This window comes from Agromyces binzhouensis (assembly GCF_042672355.1).
GTDB classification, from domain to species: Bacteria; Actinomycetota; Actinomycetes; order Actinomycetales; family Microbacteriaceae; genus Agromyces; species Agromyces binzhouensis.
On the sequence record NZ_JBHXVJ010000003.1, the window covers coordinates 369,272 to 386,499 of the forward strand.

14 protein-coding genes are annotated in these 17,228 nt (G+C 73.2%); 7 read left to right on the forward strand and 7 right to left on the reverse strand.

Going from position 1 to position 17,228, the window contains the following annotated elements; all coding sequences use genetic code 11:
• The first annotated feature begins 48 nt into the window (after window positions 1-48).
• The 3 genes from ACFVHK_RS07575 to ACFVHK_RS07585 all read left to right on the forward strand — a co-directional run bounded on the left by ACFVHK_RS07575 (window position 49) and on the right by ACFVHK_RS07585 (window position 4,716).
• The gene (locus ACFVHK_RS07575) at window positions 49-678 is read left to right on the forward strand and encodes a TetR/AcrR family transcriptional regulator (protein ID WP_376928269.1); all 630 of its coding nucleotides are present in this window, start codon (window positions 49-51) and stop codon (window positions 676-678) included.
• Between the two features lie 115 nt (window positions 679-793).
• Entirely contained in the window at window positions 794-4,336 is a 3,543-nt protein-coding gene (locus ACFVHK_RS07580) for a TM0106 family RecB-like putative nuclease (RefSeq protein WP_376928270.1), read from the forward strand.
• Window positions 4,337-4,464: 128 nt separating this feature from the next.
• Window positions 4,465-4,716, forward strand: a complete 252-nt coding sequence (locus ACFVHK_RS07585) for a glutaredoxin family protein (RefSeq protein ID WP_376928325.1) — start codon at window positions 4,465-4,467, stop codon at window positions 4,714-4,716.
• Window positions 4,717-4,734: 18 nt separating this feature from the next.
• Here the strand turns inward: ACFVHK_RS07585 and ACFVHK_RS07590 are convergent, their stop codons facing one another.
• Window positions 4,735-5,736 (reverse strand): LLM class F420-dependent oxidoreductase, encoded by a 1,002-nt coding sequence (locus ACFVHK_RS07590; RefSeq protein WP_376928271.1) that lies wholly within the window; start codon window positions 5,734-5,736, stop codon window positions 4,735-4,737.
• Window positions 5,737-5,812: 76 nt separating this feature from the next.
• On the opposite strand from ACFVHK_RS07590, the gene ACFVHK_RS07595 reads away from it, so the two are divergent.
• Complete coding sequence (locus ACFVHK_RS07595; RefSeq protein WP_376928272.1) at window positions 5,813-6,337, forward strand: hypothetical protein; 525 nt, start codon at window positions 5,813-5,815, stop codon at window positions 6,335-6,337.
• A 57-nt stretch (window positions 6,338-6,394) separates the two neighbouring features.
• On the opposite strand, the gene ACFVHK_RS07600 is transcribed toward ACFVHK_RS07595, so the two are convergent.
• Window positions 6,395-7,579 carry a hypothetical protein gene (locus tag ACFVHK_RS07600; protein WP_376928273.1) on the reverse strand — a complete coding sequence of 395 codons (1,185 nt, stop codon included), beginning with the start codon at window positions 7,577-7,579 and terminating at the stop codon, window positions 6,395-6,397.
• A 155-nt stretch (window positions 7,580-7,734) separates the two neighbouring features.
• Window positions 7,735-9,237 (reverse strand): FAD-binding oxidoreductase, encoded by a 1,503-nt coding sequence (locus ACFVHK_RS07605; protein ID WP_376928274.1) that lies wholly within the window; start codon window positions 9,235-9,237, stop codon window positions 7,735-7,737.
• A gap of 250 nt (window positions 9,238-9,487) precedes the next feature.
• On the opposite strand from ACFVHK_RS07605, the gene ACFVHK_RS07610 reads away from it, so the two are divergent.
• On the forward strand, window positions 9,488-10,528 hold the full coding sequence (locus tag ACFVHK_RS07610) for an LLM class flavin-dependent oxidoreductase (protein ID WP_376928275.1): 1,041 nt from the start codon (window positions 9,488-9,490) through the stop codon (window positions 10,526-10,528).
• Window positions 10,529-10,552: 24 nt separating this feature from the next.
• Here ACFVHK_RS07610 and ACFVHK_RS07615 read toward each other — a convergent pair whose 3' ends face one another.
• Together ACFVHK_RS07615 and ACFVHK_RS07620 are read right to left on the reverse strand one after the other, a co-directional pair.
• Window positions 10,553-12,289: an alpha-glucosidase gene (locus ACFVHK_RS07615; RefSeq protein WP_376928276.1), complete on the reverse strand. Its 1,737-nt coding sequence runs from the start codon at window positions 12,287-12,289 to the stop codon at window positions 10,553-10,555.
• Between the two features lie 126 nt (window positions 12,290-12,415).
• Window positions 12,416-12,832, reverse strand: a complete 417-nt coding sequence (locus ACFVHK_RS07620; protein WP_165307607.1) for a transferase — start codon at window positions 12,830-12,832, stop codon at window positions 12,416-12,418.
• A gap of 218 nt (window positions 12,833-13,050) precedes the next feature.
• On the opposite strand from ACFVHK_RS07620, the gene ACFVHK_RS07625 reads away from it, so the two are divergent.
• Window positions 13,051-14,361, forward strand: a complete 1,311-nt coding sequence (locus ACFVHK_RS07625; RefSeq protein ID WP_376928277.1) for a glycosyltransferase — start codon at window positions 13,051-13,053, stop codon at window positions 14,359-14,361.
• 4 nt (window positions 14,362-14,365) lie between these two features.
• Here ACFVHK_RS07625 and ACFVHK_RS07630 read toward each other — a convergent pair whose 3' ends face one another.
• Window positions 14,366-15,322 carry an FKBP-type peptidyl-prolyl cis-trans isomerase gene (locus tag ACFVHK_RS07630; RefSeq protein ID WP_376928278.1) on the reverse strand — a complete coding sequence of 319 codons (957 nt, stop codon included), beginning with the start codon at window positions 15,320-15,322 and terminating at the stop codon, window positions 14,366-14,368.
• Between the two features lie 112 nt (window positions 15,323-15,434).
• Here ACFVHK_RS07630 and ACFVHK_RS07635 point away from each other — a divergent pair, with 112 nt between their 5' ends.
• Entirely contained in the window at window positions 15,435-16,283 is an 849-nt protein-coding gene (locus ACFVHK_RS07635; RefSeq protein ID WP_376928279.1) for a class I SAM-dependent methyltransferase, read from the forward strand.
• Between the two features lie 6 nt (window positions 16,284-16,289).
• Here ACFVHK_RS07635 and ACFVHK_RS07640 read toward each other — a convergent pair whose 3' ends face one another.
• A complete protein-coding gene (locus tag ACFVHK_RS07640) occupies window positions 16,290-17,165 on the reverse strand; it encodes a sulfurtransferase (RefSeq protein WP_376928280.1) in 876 nt (291 codons plus the stop codon).
• Between the last annotated feature and the right edge of the window lie 63 nt (window positions 17,166-17,228).

The window sequence follows — 17,228 nt, forward strand, 5'->3', positions numbered from 1 at the left end:
TTGATCATGCGATCAATAAGGTGGGAGATTACCTAGACTGGCAGCACGATGTCAACACCCGTCCGCACCCGCGCCGCGCGCAAGAGCCCCGCAGAGCGATCCGCCGAGATCGTCGAGGCCGCGCGCCTCGTCGCGCTCGAACAGGGCCTCACGGCGGTCACCCTGCGCGCCATCGCCGCACGCGCGGGCGTCGCACCGGCGCTCGTGGCGCACTACCAGCCGAGCATGGACGCGCTGGTGGCGGACACCTTCGCGCACATCGTCGCAGAGGAGCTCGACGAGCTCTCCGGCCTCCTCGCGTCCCTCCCCGGACCCAGCGAGCGCCTCGGCACCCTGCTCGACACGCTGCTCGACGGCACACGCGACGACGTCACGATCGTGTGGGTCGAGGCCTGGGCGCTCGGCCGTCGCAACGACGCGCTCGCGGCATCCGTCCGGACGCAGATGGACGACTGGCAGGCCCTCCTCCGCCGGATCATCGAGGAGGGAGTCGCTCACGCCGGGTTCCGCGCACCGGATGTCGATGCCGCGGCCTGGCAGATCCTCGGCATGGTCGACGGACTCAACGCGCAGGCGCTCGTGCGCTGGGGCGACGCGAGCGAGCGCGGGTCGCTGATCCACGGGGCCGTCGAGGGCATGCTCGGCCTCCAGCGCGGTGCGCTCACCGTCCCGGACTGACCACGCGCGTGCCGGAGCTCGCCTCCGTCGTCGGAGGCCGCACCTACGCCGCGCCGGCCGCGATGTCGGATGCCGCCGCTAGCGTGGGCACCACGACGACGGCGGAGGGAGCCCGATGTACCTGGCCGACGGCACGGTGGTCACGAGCGCGAGCGACCTCAAGAAGGCGTCCGACTGCGAGTTCGCGTTCCTGCGCGAGCTCGACGTGAAGCTCGGGCGCGAGACGCTGTTCGAGCCGGTCGCCGATGCCATGCTCGAGCGCGCCGGTCGCATGGGCGACGCACACGAGTTGCGCGTCCTCGAGCGCTATCGCGACGAGTTCGGCGACGGCGTCGTCGAGATCGCGCGACCCGACCTGCGCGATCCCGAGCAGCTCGAGGCCGCCGTCGCGGCGACCCGTGCGGCGTTCGAGTCGGGCGCACCCGTGGTGTTCCAGGCCACCTTCGTCGACGACGGGTTCGTCGGCTTCGCCGACTTCATCGTGCGACAGCCCGACGGGCGGTACCTCGTCCAGGACTCCAAGCTCGCGCGGCGTGCGCGGGTGACGGCGCTCCTGCAGCTCGCCGCCTATGCGGCGCAGCTCGACCGCATCGGCATCCCGAGAGCCGACACCGTCGAGCTGCTGCTCGGCGACGGCACGACCAGTTCGCACCGGCTGGAGGACATCGAGCCGGTGTTCCTCCTCCGCCGCGACCGGCTGCGGCAGATCGTCGAGGAGCGGCTCGCCGACGACGGGCCGGTCGCGTGGGGCGACCCGCGCTACGCGCTCGACGGGCGATGCCCGACGTGCGACCTCGAGGTGCAGGCGAACCGCGACCTCCTGCTCGTCGCCGGGCTCCGCATCACGCAGCGCGCGCACTTCCATGCGGCCGGCATCACCACGATCGACGAGCTCGCGGCATCCGCCGGGCCCGTCGACGGCGTGCTCGAGGCCACGCTCGAGGGCCTGCGGGTGCAGGCCCGGCTGCAGCTCGCCGCCGAGGCCCAAGCGCTCGCCGCCGAGGCGTCGGGCGACCGCTCGCCCGACGATCCGCCGCTGCCGCCGCCCGTCGAGGTGCGCGAGCCGGGCGCGCTCGCGGCGATCCCCGAGCCCGACGCCGGCGACCTCTTCTTCGACTTCGAGGGCGACCCGCTCTACACCGAGGGCGCCGCGACGGAGTGGGGTCTCGACTACCTGTTCGGCATGATCGACGTCGAGGAGCGGTTCACGCCGATCTGGGCGCACGGGTTCGCCGAGGAGCGCGAGGCGCTCGTGCAGTTCCTCTCCCTCGTGAAGGAGCGTCGGGAGCGGCACCCGAACCTGCACATCTACCACTACGCCAGCTACGAGCGCACGCACCTGACGTCGATCGCGGCACGCCACGGCGTCGGCGAGGCCGAGGTCGACCAGCTGCTCGCCGACGGCGTGCTCGTCGACCTCTACCCGATCGTCAAGCGCGCGGTGCGCGTCGGCAGCCGCTCGTACTCGATCAAGAAGCTCGAACCCCTCTACATGGGCGAGCGGCTCCGCGAGGCCGACGTGAAGTCGGGCGGCGACTCGATCCTGGAGTACGTGCGCGCGCGCGAACTCGCCGCGACCGGAGACGCGGAGGCGGCGCAGCTCGTGCTCGACGACCTCGCCGAGTACAACGAGTACGACTGCGTCTCGACGCTCCGCCTGCGCGACTGGCTGCTCGGCCTCGCCAGGTCGAACGGCGTCGCGCCCGTGCCGGCGCTCCTGCTCGCCGAGCCGACCGTCAAGCAGTACGCGGCGAGTCCGCTCGCGACGGCGCTGTCCGCGCTCGCGGGCGGTGCCGACGAGCGTCGCGACGACCCCGACCGCACGGCGCTCGCACTCTCCTCCGCCGCGATCGACTACCACGAACGCGAGCTCAAGACGTTCTGGTGGGGGCACTTCTTCCGGGTCGAGCAGCCGCTCGAGGCGTGGGAGGACCACCGCGACGTGCTCGTCGTCGATCCGGCCCGCACGGTCGTGCTGCACGACTGGTACCGCGAGGGCCGGCAGCAGTTCGACCGCCGCGAACTGCTGCTCCGCGGCCGCATCGCCCCCGGCTCGCGGTTCAGCGCGGGCGCCGAGCTCTACCTGCTCTACGACTGGCCTGCCCCGTTCCCGTCGTTCTCGCGTCGTCCCGGCTCGCGGGCCTGGGCCAAGGCGACCGTGCTCGAGGCGACGCCCGACGGCGTCCGCATCGAGGAGCGGTCGACCGTCGACGACACGTGGCGCGACCTGCCGTTCGCACTCGTCCCGGGCAACCCGCCTCCCGCCGGCCGGCAGAAGGCGGCGATCGCCGAGTGGGCGCGCCCGATCGTCGACCGGCACCCGGCGTGGCCGAAGGACCCCGGCGTCGACCTGCTGCGCCGCCTCCCGCCGCGCACGCGTTCCGGCGCACTCGCCCCGCTGCCCGACCACGAGTACGTCGGCGCGGTCGTGCGCTCGCTCGGCGACCTCGACGACTCCTACCTCGCGGTGCAGGGTCCACCCGGCACCGGCAAGACCTACGTCGCGGCGCACGTCATCGCGCGCCTCGTCGGCCACCACGGCTGGAAGGTCGGCGTCGTCGCGCAGTCGCACGCGGTCGTCGAGCACCTGCTCGACGCCGTCGTGGGCGCAGGGCTCGACCCGCGTCGCATCGCCAAGGCGCCGAAGGATCGGAGCGATGGCGCCGAGCGCGGCTGGACCGCGATCGAGAAGGACGCGATGACGTCGTTCATCTCGGCCAACCGCGATCACGGCTTCGTGGTCGGCGGGACCGCGTGGGACTTCGCCAACGCCGACCGGGTCGCTCGACGTGCGCTCGACGTGCTCGTCGTCGACGAGGCGGGCCAGTTCTCCCTCGCATCGACCATCGCCGCCTCGGTCGCGGCGCGCAGGCTCCTCCTCCTCGGCGACCCGCAGCAGTTGCCGCAGGTGAGCCAGGGCACCCACCCCGAACCCGTCGACATGTCCGCCCTCGGCTGGGTCGCCGACGGCCATGACGTGCTGCCATCGGAGTTCGGGTACTTCCTGGCCGAGAGCCGTCGCATGCACCCCGCCCTGGCGGCGTCGGTCTCGGCCCTGTCGTACGAGGGCGAACTGGCGTCTCACCCGTCCGCGGCGCTTCGGGGCATCGACGGCGTCGAGCCGGGCCTGACGCCGGTGCCGATCGAGCACGAGGGCAACACGACGGAGTCGATCGAAGAGGCCGCCGAGGTCGTCCGCATCGTCGGGTCGCTGCTCGGCCGCGCGTTCACGGACATCGCGCACGGCGACGGCGAACCCGACCGCGCCCGGCCCCGGCCGCTGGAGCAGTCCGACGTCATCGTCGTGACGCCCTACAACGCCCAGCTCGCGGTCGTTCGCGACGCACTCGATCGCGCCGGGTACACCGCGGTCCCGGTCGGCACGGTCGACAAGTTCCAGGGGCAGGAGGCCGCGGTCGCGATCGTCTCGCTGGCCGCGTCATCCGCCGCTGCCGCGCCGCGCGGGGTCGAGTTCCTGCTGCTCAAGAACCGTCTGAACGTCGCGATCTCACGCGCGCAGGTCGCCGCCTACCTCATCCACTCGCCGGGCCTCCTCGACGCGCTTCCGCGCACGCCACAGGGGGTCGCGCAGCTCAGCGCCTTCGCACGGCTCGTCGGCGTCGAACTCCCGGCGTGGGATCGCGAGCCGGTCGGGTAGCGCCCGACCGGCCGAAGACGGAGCCCCTGACCGAGGCATCCGCGCAGCTGGGAATGCCGCACAGGATACCCGCGTAGGTTATCGGGGTGACTTCCACTGCAACCGACCTGAACCCCGCCCGAATCACGATGTACGGCGCCGAGTGGTGCGGCGACTGCCGGCGCTCCAAGGCGCTGCTCGACCGCCGCGGCGTCGACTACGAGTACGTCGACCTCATGGTCGTCGCCGACGGCGCAGACCGCGCCAAGGCGATCTCGGGCCGCACCAACATCCCCGTCGTCGTCTTCCCCGACGGCACGCACTTCACCGAGCCGACCGACGCGCAGCTCGACGCGAAGCTCGACGAGGTCGACCGCGAGCAGGACGGCGCCGCAGCCTGACGCGCGGCGCCGCCGCACTCAGGCGAGCGCCGGCACGACCTCGCGCTCGTAGAGCTCGAGGCCCGAGCGGTCGTACGCCGCCTCCGGGAAGTAGTGGATGGCGTACCCGAGCCCGCGCTCGCGCATGTCGAGCAGCTTCTCCACGACCTGGTCCGGCGTGCCGACGGCGATCGCGGCATCCGAGCGGAACTCGTGGATGAACTTCGCCGCGGCCTTCGGGCCCGCCGAGCCCGCCAGGCGGGCCTCGATGGCCTGCAGCCGGCGCTCGACGTCGGCATCGGTCTCGCCGATCACGGTGTTGAAGTTGGCGCTGCGCACGATGGACCCGAAGTCGCGACCGAGGCGATCGGCGTGCCCGCGGAGCACCTCGCTCTTGTGGCTGAACTCCTCGGGGCTCCCGTAGAAGTTCGTGTACGCGGCGTGCTTCGCCGCGATGCGCAGCGTGACCTTCTCTCCGCCGCCGGCGACCCACATCGGGATCCCGCCCTGCTGCAGCGGTTGCGGCTGCACGATCGCCTCGTCGACCGTGTAGAACTCGCCGTCGAGGCTCGCCCTCCCGGTCGTCCATGCCTGGTGCATGACCTCGACGCCCTCGCGCAGCATCCGGAGCCGGGCCGGCGCGTCGGGGAACCCGTACCCGTAGGCACGCCACTCGTGCTCGTACCATCCGGCGCCGATGCCCATCTCGACGCGGCCACCGGAGATGACGTCGACGGTTGCGGCGACCTTCGCGAGGTACGCCGGGTTCCGGTAGGCCATGCACGTGCACATCTGGCCGAGGCGGACTCGCGACGTCGACGCGGCGTACGCGGCCATGAGGGACCACGCCTCGTGCGTCGCCTCCGTCTCGCTCGGCACGGGCACGGTGTGGAAGTGGTCGTAGACCCAGATCGACTCCCACGGCGAGCCGTCGCGGTCGGCGTAGGCGGCGAGGCCGTGCATCGTCGACCAGTGGTCGGCGGGATCGATGCCGACGAGGTCGTGACGCCAGCCCTGGGGAACGAAGAATCCGAATCGCATCCGGCCAGCCTATGGTCGCCGTTCTCAGCGCCAGCACTGATGTCGGGGGGCCTTGACATCCGTAGCGTCGGCGAACATGGCCCACACGATCGATCACGCGCACGTCATCGTCGACGACCTCGCCGCCGTCGCGGTCACGAGCGGCGGCATCCGCGTCATCCATCTCTCGGGTGTCGCGACCTGTCCCAGCGAACTGTGGAGGGTCGACGTCGTCGCGGTCGCGCGCGCGCCCTTCGCCGGTGCGCCGACCGACCGCCTGGCCATCGGCCTGCGGTCCGCGCCGCCGCGTCGTCGCGGCCGCTTCCGGACGGTCCGCGTGCCGTTCGAGGCGATCATCGAGGACCAGCGCACGCACGAGGTCGAGGTGCACCTCGAGTGCCAGCCCGCAGTCGTGCTTCCGGTCCTCGAGGCCGACGACTCGTTCGGGGCGGGAGCCCGCGCCACGGCGCGGCGCCGCGTCGGCGTCGCGGGCCGCGCGATGCCCGTGAGCCGGGCGATGCCAGTGGGCGCGAACGCGATGACGGATGCCGCGCGCGGCGCGATCGACGCGCTGCGCACGCGACTCGCCACGCTCGCGCCGGGGCTCGCGGTCGCCGTCTGAACGACGGGCGACGCCGCCCACGCGGCGCAGTGCGGCCGACGTGGGCGGGCGGCCGGATCAGGCCAGCGCGAAGCGCAGCTCCGCCATCGCGGGCCCGCTCCACACCGCGTGCTCGAGGTCGTCGCCGCGCACCGTGACGACCTTGCCGCCGCGCGCGATGACGAGCATCGCGATCTGCGGCAGGAGGTCCCCGGCGCGCCGGCCGTCGGAAAGGGCATCGCCGTTGCCGTGGTCGGTCGCGAACTCGATCGCACCCGACTCGTGGTCGAGGGTGCCGTTGACCGAGGTCGTGAAGTCGAACCACAGCCGCTCGACGGCCCCGTCGGCGGCGAGGCGCCCGATGGCCGCGAGGTCGCGCTCGACGCGCCCGGCGCTGCCGTCGGCGAGGCCGGTGAGCGCGCTCCTCGCCTCGTTCACGTTGAGCTGCGCGAGCTGCTGGCGCAGCTCCCCGTCGATCTCGGCGGCGCCGAGCCGGTCGGGCCCGCCCTGCACGCCGACCACGCGCCGCCCGTTGTGGGCGCGGTCGAGGAACGAGGTGAGCAGCGGCTCGGCGGCGAAGACGAACAACGGCACCCTCGCGTCGGGGTCGTGCTCCTGGAGTTCGTGCCACACCGCGTCGGCGACGCGCTTGGCGTAGAGGTCGTGGATCTCGGGGCGCCGGTCGCCCTCGTTCGTCCCCCGATCTCCGTGGCCGCCGCTGCGACGGCGCAGACCCTCGCCGGCCTCGCGGTTCGCCGCATCGTCGAGGTTGCGCGGCAGCTCGGGGTCGAGCGGCATCTGCTCGGCGCGCGCGGTCGGAAGCGCGTGCCACAGCGCCCACTCGTTCGATGACAGGGTGACCGCGAAGGCCTCCTGATCCTGGCTGGGCGCCCGGAGCAGCTGCCCGAGCACGAAGTGCGAGCCCACGTGGATCGCGTCGTCGAGGCGGTTCGGCAGCACGTAGACGTCGGTGAAGCCCGGCGCGACGAAGATCGCGAGCGAGCGGGAGAGCCCGGCCCACAGCGAGCGGTCGGCGAGCACGGCGTCGCGCTCGGCCTTGAGCGCGTCGACCTCGGCCGAGTCGGCGCCGTCGCTGCGGATCCGGTCGATGGCCTCGTCGAACGCGCTCTTCACGGCGACCTCGGCGCGCTCGCGCTCGCTGACCACGGGCGACGTGGCCGCGTAGATCGTGATCGCGGGATGGTGCTCGCCCGCCAGTGTCGAGAAATCGGTCGTGGTGGGCAGTTCATGGTGAACGGTCATGCGTCCCTCCCCCAGGTCCGGCGACGACGTCGTCGCGTGTCCCCCAGCCTAGGAACCTCGGCGCGGAACCGACAGACCCATTCGTCGCGCCGACCCGGGGCCGGCACGAGTACGGGCCCGGCGCGATCGCCGGGCCCGTACGCTGCGTCGCCGCGTCAGCGGCCGACGGGGTGGTTCGAGCGGATGACCCCCGTCGGGTCGACCGCGTGCTTGATCGCGCGCAGTCGCGCGAGCCGGCCCTCGTCGCCGAAGAACCGCGCCCCGGTCGTCCGACGCTCGACGAAGTTCAGGTACTCGACGGGGGCACGCCACGGCTCGATGCGCGAGAGCAGCCGTCCGAGCGAGGCGACGACGGCCTCAATCGTCTCGGGCACGGCGACGCCGACGCCGTAGACGAGGTACTCGGCCTCGAAGCCCCCGACCGCGCCGGGGATCGGCAGCCCGCGATCGGCGGCGACCTCGAGCGCGGCCGACGGCGCGAACGCCCCGCCGAGGTGGCGGATCTCGGCCGACAGCAGCGCGGTGTCGGCGTCGGGTCCGACGGCCGCCACGAACGCGCGGACCGCCTCGGCGGGGAGGTCGGCGAGCGTCATCCCGTCGCCGTGGCCCGGCGTCGGTCCGGGCGGGTCCATGTGCAGCTGCAGCAGCTCGGCCGGCGCCTGCGGGTGCACGGTGTCCATCGCGGGCCCCAGGGCCCGGAGCGGCGCGAGCAGGGCGTCGGCGCGGTCGGCCGAGTCCTGGATCACGGCCTCGACGAGCACGAACGACTGCCCCGAGAGGAACGGCGGCAGCTCCGGCATCGGCGGGAAGCGCAGCACGCGACCGACCGAGGTGACGGTGTCGGGCACCGAACGCGTCCACTCGGCCCACGCCTGCAGCACCTCCTCGGTGCGCTCGATCGGGAAGAACAACGCACCGGCGACCACCTGCTCGATCTCGAAGAGCCCGAACTCGAGCGCCGTCACGACGCCGAAGTCGCCGCCGCCGCCGCGCACGGCCCAGAACAGCTCGGGGTCGTGCTGCGCGTCGACCCGACGGAACTCGCCGTCGGCGGTCACGAGCTCGACGGCGACGACGTGGTTCGCCGCGAGGCCGTGCGCCCGACCGAGGAAGGAGACGCCGCCGCCGAGCGTGTACCCGACGACGCCGACGTCGTGGCTCGATCCGGCGAGCGCGGCGAGCCCGTGCGGGGCGGTCGCGGCGACGACGTCGCCCCAGACCACGCCGGGCTCGACGCGTGCGATGCGCTGCGTGGGGCGGACCTCGACGCCGCGCAGCTCGTGCGTGCGGAGCAGGATCGCGTCGGCGAGGCCGTGGCCCTCGACGAGCGGTCCCGCGTTGTGGCCGGTGGCCTGCGGCGCCACGCCGAGCCCGAGCTCGCGGGCGGTGCGCACGGTGCGGGCGACGTCGGCGACGGATGCCGCGACGACGACCGCGGCGGGACGCTGGTCGACGGCGAGGTTCCATGCGAGGCGGTCGGCGTCGTAGTCGGGCTCGCCCGGCAGGGAGAGGCGGCCGTCGAGGCGCTCGGCGAGGATCGCGAACGACTCGCGGAGCGACATCGACGGCGCGGCGGACTCGGCCTGGACGGCCGGGGCGGTGGTCTCGGGGGCCGCCGCGGTCTCGGCCGCGACGGTCTCGGAGGCAAGCGGGTTCACTGGTGGTCCTTTCACGGGATAGGGGTCGCGGGCCGGGCGGCGGCCGTCACGGCCTGGTCCGACGGCCGCCCGGATGACCGGGGGCGCTCGCGACGCAGGTTCCATACAACGGCGCCGACGAAGGACGAGGATCAGGACGATCCCGCCGATCCGCTCAGGGTTATCCCGAGCTTCCGGACGCGATCCGCCGACCCCTCGACCCCGCGGAATAGCGCGCCGGCGGGGCCGGTTGCAGGTGGGGATGTCTCTCATGCCGCGCCTCTCGGTCCTCGATCTCGTCCCCGTCCGGAGCGGGCAGTCCTCGGCGGAGGCCGTCGCGGCATCCGTCGGCCTCGCGCAGGCCGCCGACCGGCTCGGCTTCACCCGCTACTGGTTCGCCGAGCACCACAACATGCCGTCGGTGGCGTCGACGACGCCGCCCGTGCTCATCGCGGCGACCGCGGCGCGCACCGAGCGCATCCGCGTCGGCTCGGGCGGCGTGATGCTGCCGAACCACGCGCCGCTCGTGGTGGCCGAGCAGTTCGCGGCGCTCGAGGCGCTCGCACCCGGCCGCATCGACCTCGGCATCGGGCGGGCGCCGGGGAGCGATCCCGTGATCACGCAGCTCCTGCGCGTGAGCGGCCCGACGGCCGACGTCGACCGGTTCCCCGACCACGTCGCCGACATCCTCAGCCTGCTCTCGCCCGACGGAGCGACGCTGCGCCTCACGAGCGGCCGCGAGTACCCGATCCAGGCGACGCCCGCGGCGACCGCGGTGCCCGAACTGTGGCTCCTCGGCAGCTCGGACTACTCGGCGAGGCTCGCGGCCGAGCTCGGCCTGCCGTACGTGTTCGCCAACCACTTCTCGGGCGAGGGCCTCGAGCAGGCGCTCGAGCTCTACCGCTCCGGCTACCGCCCGAGCGAGCGGCATCCGTCGCCGCAGACGATCCTCACGCTGAATGCGGTCGTCGCCGACACGGTCGACGAAGCGGAGGCCCGCGCGCTGCCGCAGCTGCGCGCGATGGCGCGACTGCGCCTCAACCGCCCGATGCGTCCCCTCGAGACCGTCGAGGAGGCGCAGGCCTCACCGCGCGACTCCGATTCCGACGACGTGATCGCGCGCATGCGCACCCGGTGGGTCATCGGCGAGGCGGATGCCGCGGCATCCGCCGTGCGCACCCTCGCCGAGCGCCACGGCATCGACGAGGTCATGGTCGCGCCGATCGCGGGCGCGCATGCCGCCGAGTCTGCGGACGTCGCGCCGGGCCGGGTCCGCACGCTCGAGCTGCTCGCCGAGCGCCTCGCCGCGTAGTCGGGGCGCGGGGCGCCCGGGCGCTCAGGCGAGTGAGCTCACCCGCGCCTCCCACGGACCGAGCGGCGCGTCGAACGCTCCCGGCGCGTCGGGCAGCGTGTTCGTGAGCACCGGAAGCGAGTCCCGCCAGCGATCCGCGAGGCCCTCGGCGAAGACCGGGTCGTGCTCGACCGAGGAGAGGTTCACCACGACGACCAGGCGGTCCTCGTCGAGCACGCGCTCGAACGCGAAGATCGCCGGGTGCCCGGCGTCCACCCGCACGAACGACCCGTGGGCGACCACGGGGCGTCCGTGTCGGAGCGCGATGAGCTGCCGGTGGTACTCGAACACCGACCCCGGGTCGCCGACCTGGGCGGCGGCGTTGATGGTCACGTGGTTCGGGTTCACCGCGAGCCACGGGATGCCGCTCGTGAAGCCCGCGTTCGGCGTGGCATCCCACTGCACCGGCGTGCGGGCGTGGTCGCGGCTCATCAGGCTCAGCCCGTCGAGCGCGTCGGCCACCGCCGTGCCGCTCGCGACGGCCTCGGCGTACGCGTTGAGCGACTCGACGTCGCGGTACTCGTCGAGGCTCGCGAACGGCGCGTTCGTCATGCCGAGCTCCTGGCCCTGGTAGACGTACGGCGTGCCGCGCTGCAGGTGCAGCACGGTCGCGAGCGCGGTCGCCGACGAGTACCAGTGCGCCTCGGCATCGCCGAAGCGGCTGACCGAACGCGGCTGGTCGTGGTTCTCGAGGTAGAGGCTGTTCCACCCGCGGTCGGCGAGGCCCTCCTGCCACTTGGCGAGGGATGCCGCGAGCTCGCCTGGCGCGAGCGGCCGGGGGTGGAACTTCGTCGCGCCGTGGTCGAGGCCCACGTGCTCGAAGTGGAAGACCATGTCGACCTCGCGCCGCTCGGGATCGGTGAAGAGGATCGCCTCCTCGATCGTCGCGCCGGGCGTCTCGCCGACCGTGATGAGGCCCTCGCGCCCGTCGAACACCTCGCGGTGCATCTCCTGCATGAACTCGTGCAGGCGCGGCCCGTTCGTGTAGGCCGCGCCGCCGTCGCCGAAGCGCCGGCCCGCGCGGACCGGACCGTCGGGCAGGTGCGGATGCTTCGAGATGAGGTTGATCACGTCCATGCGGAAACCGTCGACGCCGCGGTCGAGCCACCAGCGCATCATCTCGTACACCGCGTGCCGCACCTCGGGGTTCTCCCAGTTGAGGTCGGGCTGCTTCACGTCGAAGAGGTGGAGGTAGTACTCCCCCGTCGACTCGTCCCACTCCCACGTCGAGCCGGAGAAGAACGACTCCCAGTTGGTCGGCTCGGCGCCGGGATCGCCGCCGTGCGCGCCCTCGCGCGGCGGGCGCCACCAGTACCAGTCGCGCTTCGGGTTCTCGCGGCTCGAGCGCGACTCGACGAACCACGGATGCTCGTCGGACGTGTGGTTCACGACGAGGTCCATGACGAGGCGGATGCCGCGCTCGTGCATCGCCGCGACGAGCGCGTCGAAGTCCGCCAGCGTGCCGAAGGTCGGGTCGATGTCGCGGTAGTCGCTGATGTCGTACCCGTTGTCCGCCTGCGGTGAGCGGTGGATCGGCGAGAGCCACACCACGTCGACGCCGAGGCGTTCGAGGTGGTCGAGGCGCTGGAGGATCCCGCGGAGGTCGCCGATCCCGTCGCCGTCGGAATCCTGGAAGCTGCGTGGGTACACCTGGTAGACCACGGCGGACTTCCACCAGTCCGGGGCGGTCGACGGATGCCTGGGCTCGCGTTCGTTCGCCATGCCCCGATCCTCGCAGGCCGAGCGCGTCACGTCATCCGTCCGTCGAGCGAGTCGGGTCGCGCGGATCGGCCGGACATGACGATGCCCCGGGCGTGCGCCCGGGGCATCCGCTGCTCGATGCGCGGCTCAGGCCGCGAGGCCGAGGCGGCGCAGGTCGTCGCCCGAGGCCCGATGCTCGGAGCCCTCGGCGACGGTCGCCTCGCGCGGCACGCGTGCGCCGTTCTGCACTCGTGCTCCGGCGCCGACGGCCGCGTACGGCCCGACGACGGCGAAGCGGCCGATCACGGCGCCGCGGCCGATGCGCGCGTTCACGCCGATCGTCGCGTTCTCCGCGACGATCGCGTCCTGCTCCACCCAGGCGCCGTGCGACAGGGTCGCGCCCCGCTGCACCTCCGCGCCGGGATCGACGTATGCGGTCGGGTCGACGAATGCCGTTGCGTCCACCTTCGCGGTCGTCGCCACGAGGCCGCGACCGTTCACGTGCTTGCGGTATCGGCGCAGGATGCCGGCATCGTCTTCGAACTCGACGTAGCTGATGCCCACTCGTCCTCCATTCCGTCCGGCCATAGGGGTGCCGGATACAGGTACAACATCCGGGCTGACCGGGGCATTCCCGAGTCTCGGTGGCAACCCTCCGGATCTCCATGGATATCCCTGATCCTCCGCTGGACGCGCAGCCGTAGCGTCGGCCGGGTGCCGTCGAACGATGCCGGCACGACCGCCCTGCGGGGCGATCCCGTCGTTCCAGGAAGTCTCCGACCATGTCCACGTACCTGCTCTGCGCGAGCCCCATCCAGGGTCACGCCGCCCCGGTCATCGCCATCGCCCACGACCTCGTCGCGCGCGGCCACGACGTCACCGTGCTCACCGGCTCGCGGTTCCGCGACGCGGTCGAGGCGGCGGGCGCGCGCCACCGTGCGCTCACCGGCGTCGCGGACTTCGACGACCGGGTCATCCAGGACCACCTGCCGGAGCGCGACCGGCACCACGGCATCGCGAAGCTCGAGTACGACGTGCAGCGGATCTTCGTGCGCCCCATGCCGGAGCAGTTCCGCTCGCTCGAAGCGCTCATCGTGGAGCTGGCACCCGACGCGATCCTCCACGAGGCCGCCTTCACCGGCGTCATCCCGCTGCTGCTCGACGACCCCGCCTCACGTCCGCCGGTCATCGGCGTCGGCGTCATCCCGCTCTCGCACCGCAGCGTCGACACCGCGCCGGGCGGGCTCGGCCTGCCGCCCCGCTCCGACGCCGTCGGGCGACTGCGGAACCGGGTCCTGAACGCGCTCGTCGCGAAGGTGGTCTTCCGCAGGACCCAGGCGCTCGCCGATCGCACCGTGCGCGAGCTCGGCCGGCCGGGACTCGAGGAGTTCCTGTTCGACTTCACGACACGGTGCGATCGCTTCCTGCAGCTCTCGCCCGCGGAGTTCGAGTACCCGCGCAGCGATCTCAGCCCGAACGTGCGGTTCGCGGGCACCGTCCTGCCGCCGTCGCCCGCGCCCGCCGGGCTGCCCGACTGGTGGCCCGACCTCGACGGCGACCGGCCCGTCGTGCACGTCAGCCAGGGCACGATCGACAACAAGGACTTCACCCGACTGATCCGCCCGACGCTCGACGCACTCGCCGACCGCGACGTGCTCGTCGTGGCCGCCACGGGCGGACGGCCGGTCGCCGAACTCGGCGGGCTTCCCGCGAACGCCCGTGCGGCCGAGTTCCTGCCCTACGACCTGCTGCTGCCGAAGACCGACGTCTTCGTGACGAATGCGGGATTCGGCGGCACCCAGTACGCCCTGAGCCACGGCGTCCCGATCGTCGCCGCGGGCGACACGGAGGACAAGCCCGACGTCGCGATGCGGGTCCAGTGGACGGGGACCGGGCTGACCCTGCGGACCGGGAGCCCGACGCCGTCCGCCGTCCGGGCCGCCGTCGACCGCGTGCTCGCCGAGCCGTCCTTCCGCGAGCGCGCCCGGGCGATGGCGCGCCGCATCGCCGAGGTCGACGGCGTGAGCGTCATCGCCGCCGAACTCGAGCAGGCTGCGTCGGCTCGCCGAGCCGCGGGCGCGGCGAGCCGATGACGGGTCAGCCGTCGGCGCGGGTCTCCGTGATCTCGACGTAGAAGACGAGGGTCTGGCCGCCGAGGCCGTTGGAGGACTCCTCCTCGCCGTAGCCGAGCGCCGGCGGGATGGTGACGAGCAGCTTCGTGCCGACCGGCTGGCCGACGAGCGCCGCACCGAAGCCCGGGATCACGCCCGAGATCGAGAACGGCACGGGCGCGTTGCCGAAGCTCTGGTCGAAGACCTCGCCGGTCTCCCAGACGACGCCCTGGTAGTCGACGGTCACGACGTCGTCCTCGGCGACGACGTCGCCGTCGCCCTCCTCGAGGACCGCCACGAGCAGTTCGTCGGACGGCTCGGCGTCGGGGATCGTCACGGTCGGGGCGCCGTCGGCGTCGTACTCGACCGTCGGGACGTCTTCGGTCCACTCGCTCGGCACGGGCAGCTCGACGAGTTCCTGCACGTCCGTCACGATGACGAGCGTCTCGCCGGGCGCGACGCCGATGCCCTCGTTGCCCTCGTCGCCGTAGATCGACGAGGCAGGTGCGACGGTGACGACGCGCGAGCCGACGGGGACGCAGTCGGCGCCCGCTCGGAAGCCGTCGAAGAGCGTGCCCTCCTCCAGCTCGAGCGTGGCGGGCTGCGAGAAGATCTGCTCGCCGGTGCTCCCGGAGAACGCGGTGACCTGGGCGCTCACCTGGTCGCCGGGGACGGTCGCGTCGCCGTCGCCCTCGATCACGATGGTGCGCTGCAGTTCGTCCGCCTCCAGCGGCGTGTCGAACGTGGCGGTCGGGGTGGCGCCGAAGTCGCCCGAGACCTCGATGGCGTCGCTCTGCTCGCCGGCCTCGACCTCGAGGCAGGCCGCGGCGGCATCCGTCGACGTGGGCTCGGGGGCCTCGCCGCCGCCCGCGCATCCGGCGAGGAGCAGGGCGGCCACGGATGCGAGCGCGATGGGCGCGCCACGACGCAGGGCACGATTCATGGAGGGTACTCGTTTCAGATTCGAAAGCAGACGTGAACCTCAAGTCTGCACGGCGGATGTCTCGATTGCCTGAGTCTTCACGGATGCGTGACGCGGGAGTGACAATGTGCACATGGGGGAAGTCGGAACCGAGCCCGACGTCGCCGCCGTGTTCAGCGAGGCGGCCGCGACGTTCACCGAGCTCGACGAGGTGCTGTGGGACCCGATCTCGCGGGCGACGGTGCTGCGCGCGGCGCCGCGGTTCGACGAGCGCGTGCTCGACGCGTGCGCGGGTGCGGGTGCCTCGGCCCTGCCGACCGCGGAGCTCGTCGGGCCGGGCGGGCTCGTCGATGCGGTCGACCGTTCCGACGAGATGCTGGCGGCCCTGCGCGAGCGCGCGGGCGAGCACATGCCCTGGCTGCGGGTCCACGTGGCCGACGCGTCGACCTGGCCCTACACGGGCTACGACCTCGTGCAGTGCGTGCTCGGAGTCTTCTTCTTCGACGAGGTCGCGGCCGGCGTCGAGCACCTCGTGCAGTGCGCCCGACCCGGCGGGCGGGTCGCGGTGACGGTGTGGGCGGATGGTGCGTTCGAGCCGCTCCCGGAGGTGCTCGCGTCGGTCCTGCCGGACGACGACGCGCGCGTGCCGACCCTCGACGAGGACGACCGACCCGCCATGCCCGGCGCCGGTACGGCGGGCGGGCTCGCGCACTGGCTCGTCGAGCGCGGGCTCGTCGACGTGCGCGCCGAGGCCGTGCCGCGGCATCTCGACCTCACGCCGGACGTGTCGTGGGCCCTCGTCGTCGGGACCGGGATGCGCGCGATGCTCGGCGACCTCGACGAGGCGGCGATCGAGGACGTGCGCGACCGCTACCTCGCGGCGATCGAGGAGCGCGGCGTGGCATCCGTCGACATCACGACGCTCATCGGGATCGGCCGTCGCCCGGAGGCCCCGGTCGATGGCGGGCTCGCGGAGGGATAGCAGGACTTACGCGTCGCCGCCGGGCGACGCCCCCGTCGCGACCGGCCGTTCCGGGTGGTTCGACCACTGGCTGAACGACCCCGGGTACAGCGCCGCCTCGATGCCGGCGATGGCGAGCGCGGCCACCTCGTGCGCGGCGTTGACGCCCGAGCCGCAGTAGGCCGCGACCGGGTGGTCGACGTCGACCCCGAGCGAGGCGAAGCGCGCGCGGAGCTCGTCGGGCGGGAGGAACCGGCCGTCGCCGTCGAGGTTCCCCGCCGCCGGTGCCGACACCGCGCCCGGGATGTGCCCGGCCCTCGGGTCGATCGGCTCGACCTCGCCCCGGTACCGCTCCGCCGCGCGCGCGTCGAGCAGCACGCCGCCCTCGGCGGCCCCGAGCGCGTCGGCCTCGTCGAGGTCGATCACGGGCATGGCGCCGAACCGCGCGGTCGCGTCACCCGGTTCGGGGACGACGTCGCCCTGCTCGAGCGGGAGTCCCGCCGCGCGCCACGCCGCGAGGCCGCCGTCGAGGATGCGCGCGTCGCCGAAGCCCGCGTGCCGCAGGAGCCACCACGCGCGCGCCGCCGACATGCCGGCCGCATCGTCGACGACGACCGCCGTGTCGCCGCCACGCAGGCCCCAGCGCCGCATCGCGCGCTCGAACGCCGGCTCCGAGGGCAGCGGATGCCGCCCCTGGCCGGTCGCGGAGTGGTCGGCGAGCTCGGCGTCGAGGTCGACGTACACCGCTCCGGGAACATGCCCCGCGCGGTATGCGCGGCTCCCGTCGGGCTCGGCGAGCGTCCAGCGGATGTCGAGCACGCGCGTCAGCGGCGCCCCGGCCGGCGCCCCGCGCTCCGCGTCGAGCCGGGCGGCGAGGTCGATCGGATCGATGAGGATCGGCATGGGGCCATCCTCGCAGCCCGGCCGTGCCGGGTCGTCCGGCCGACGCGGTCCGGGCGGTGCCGC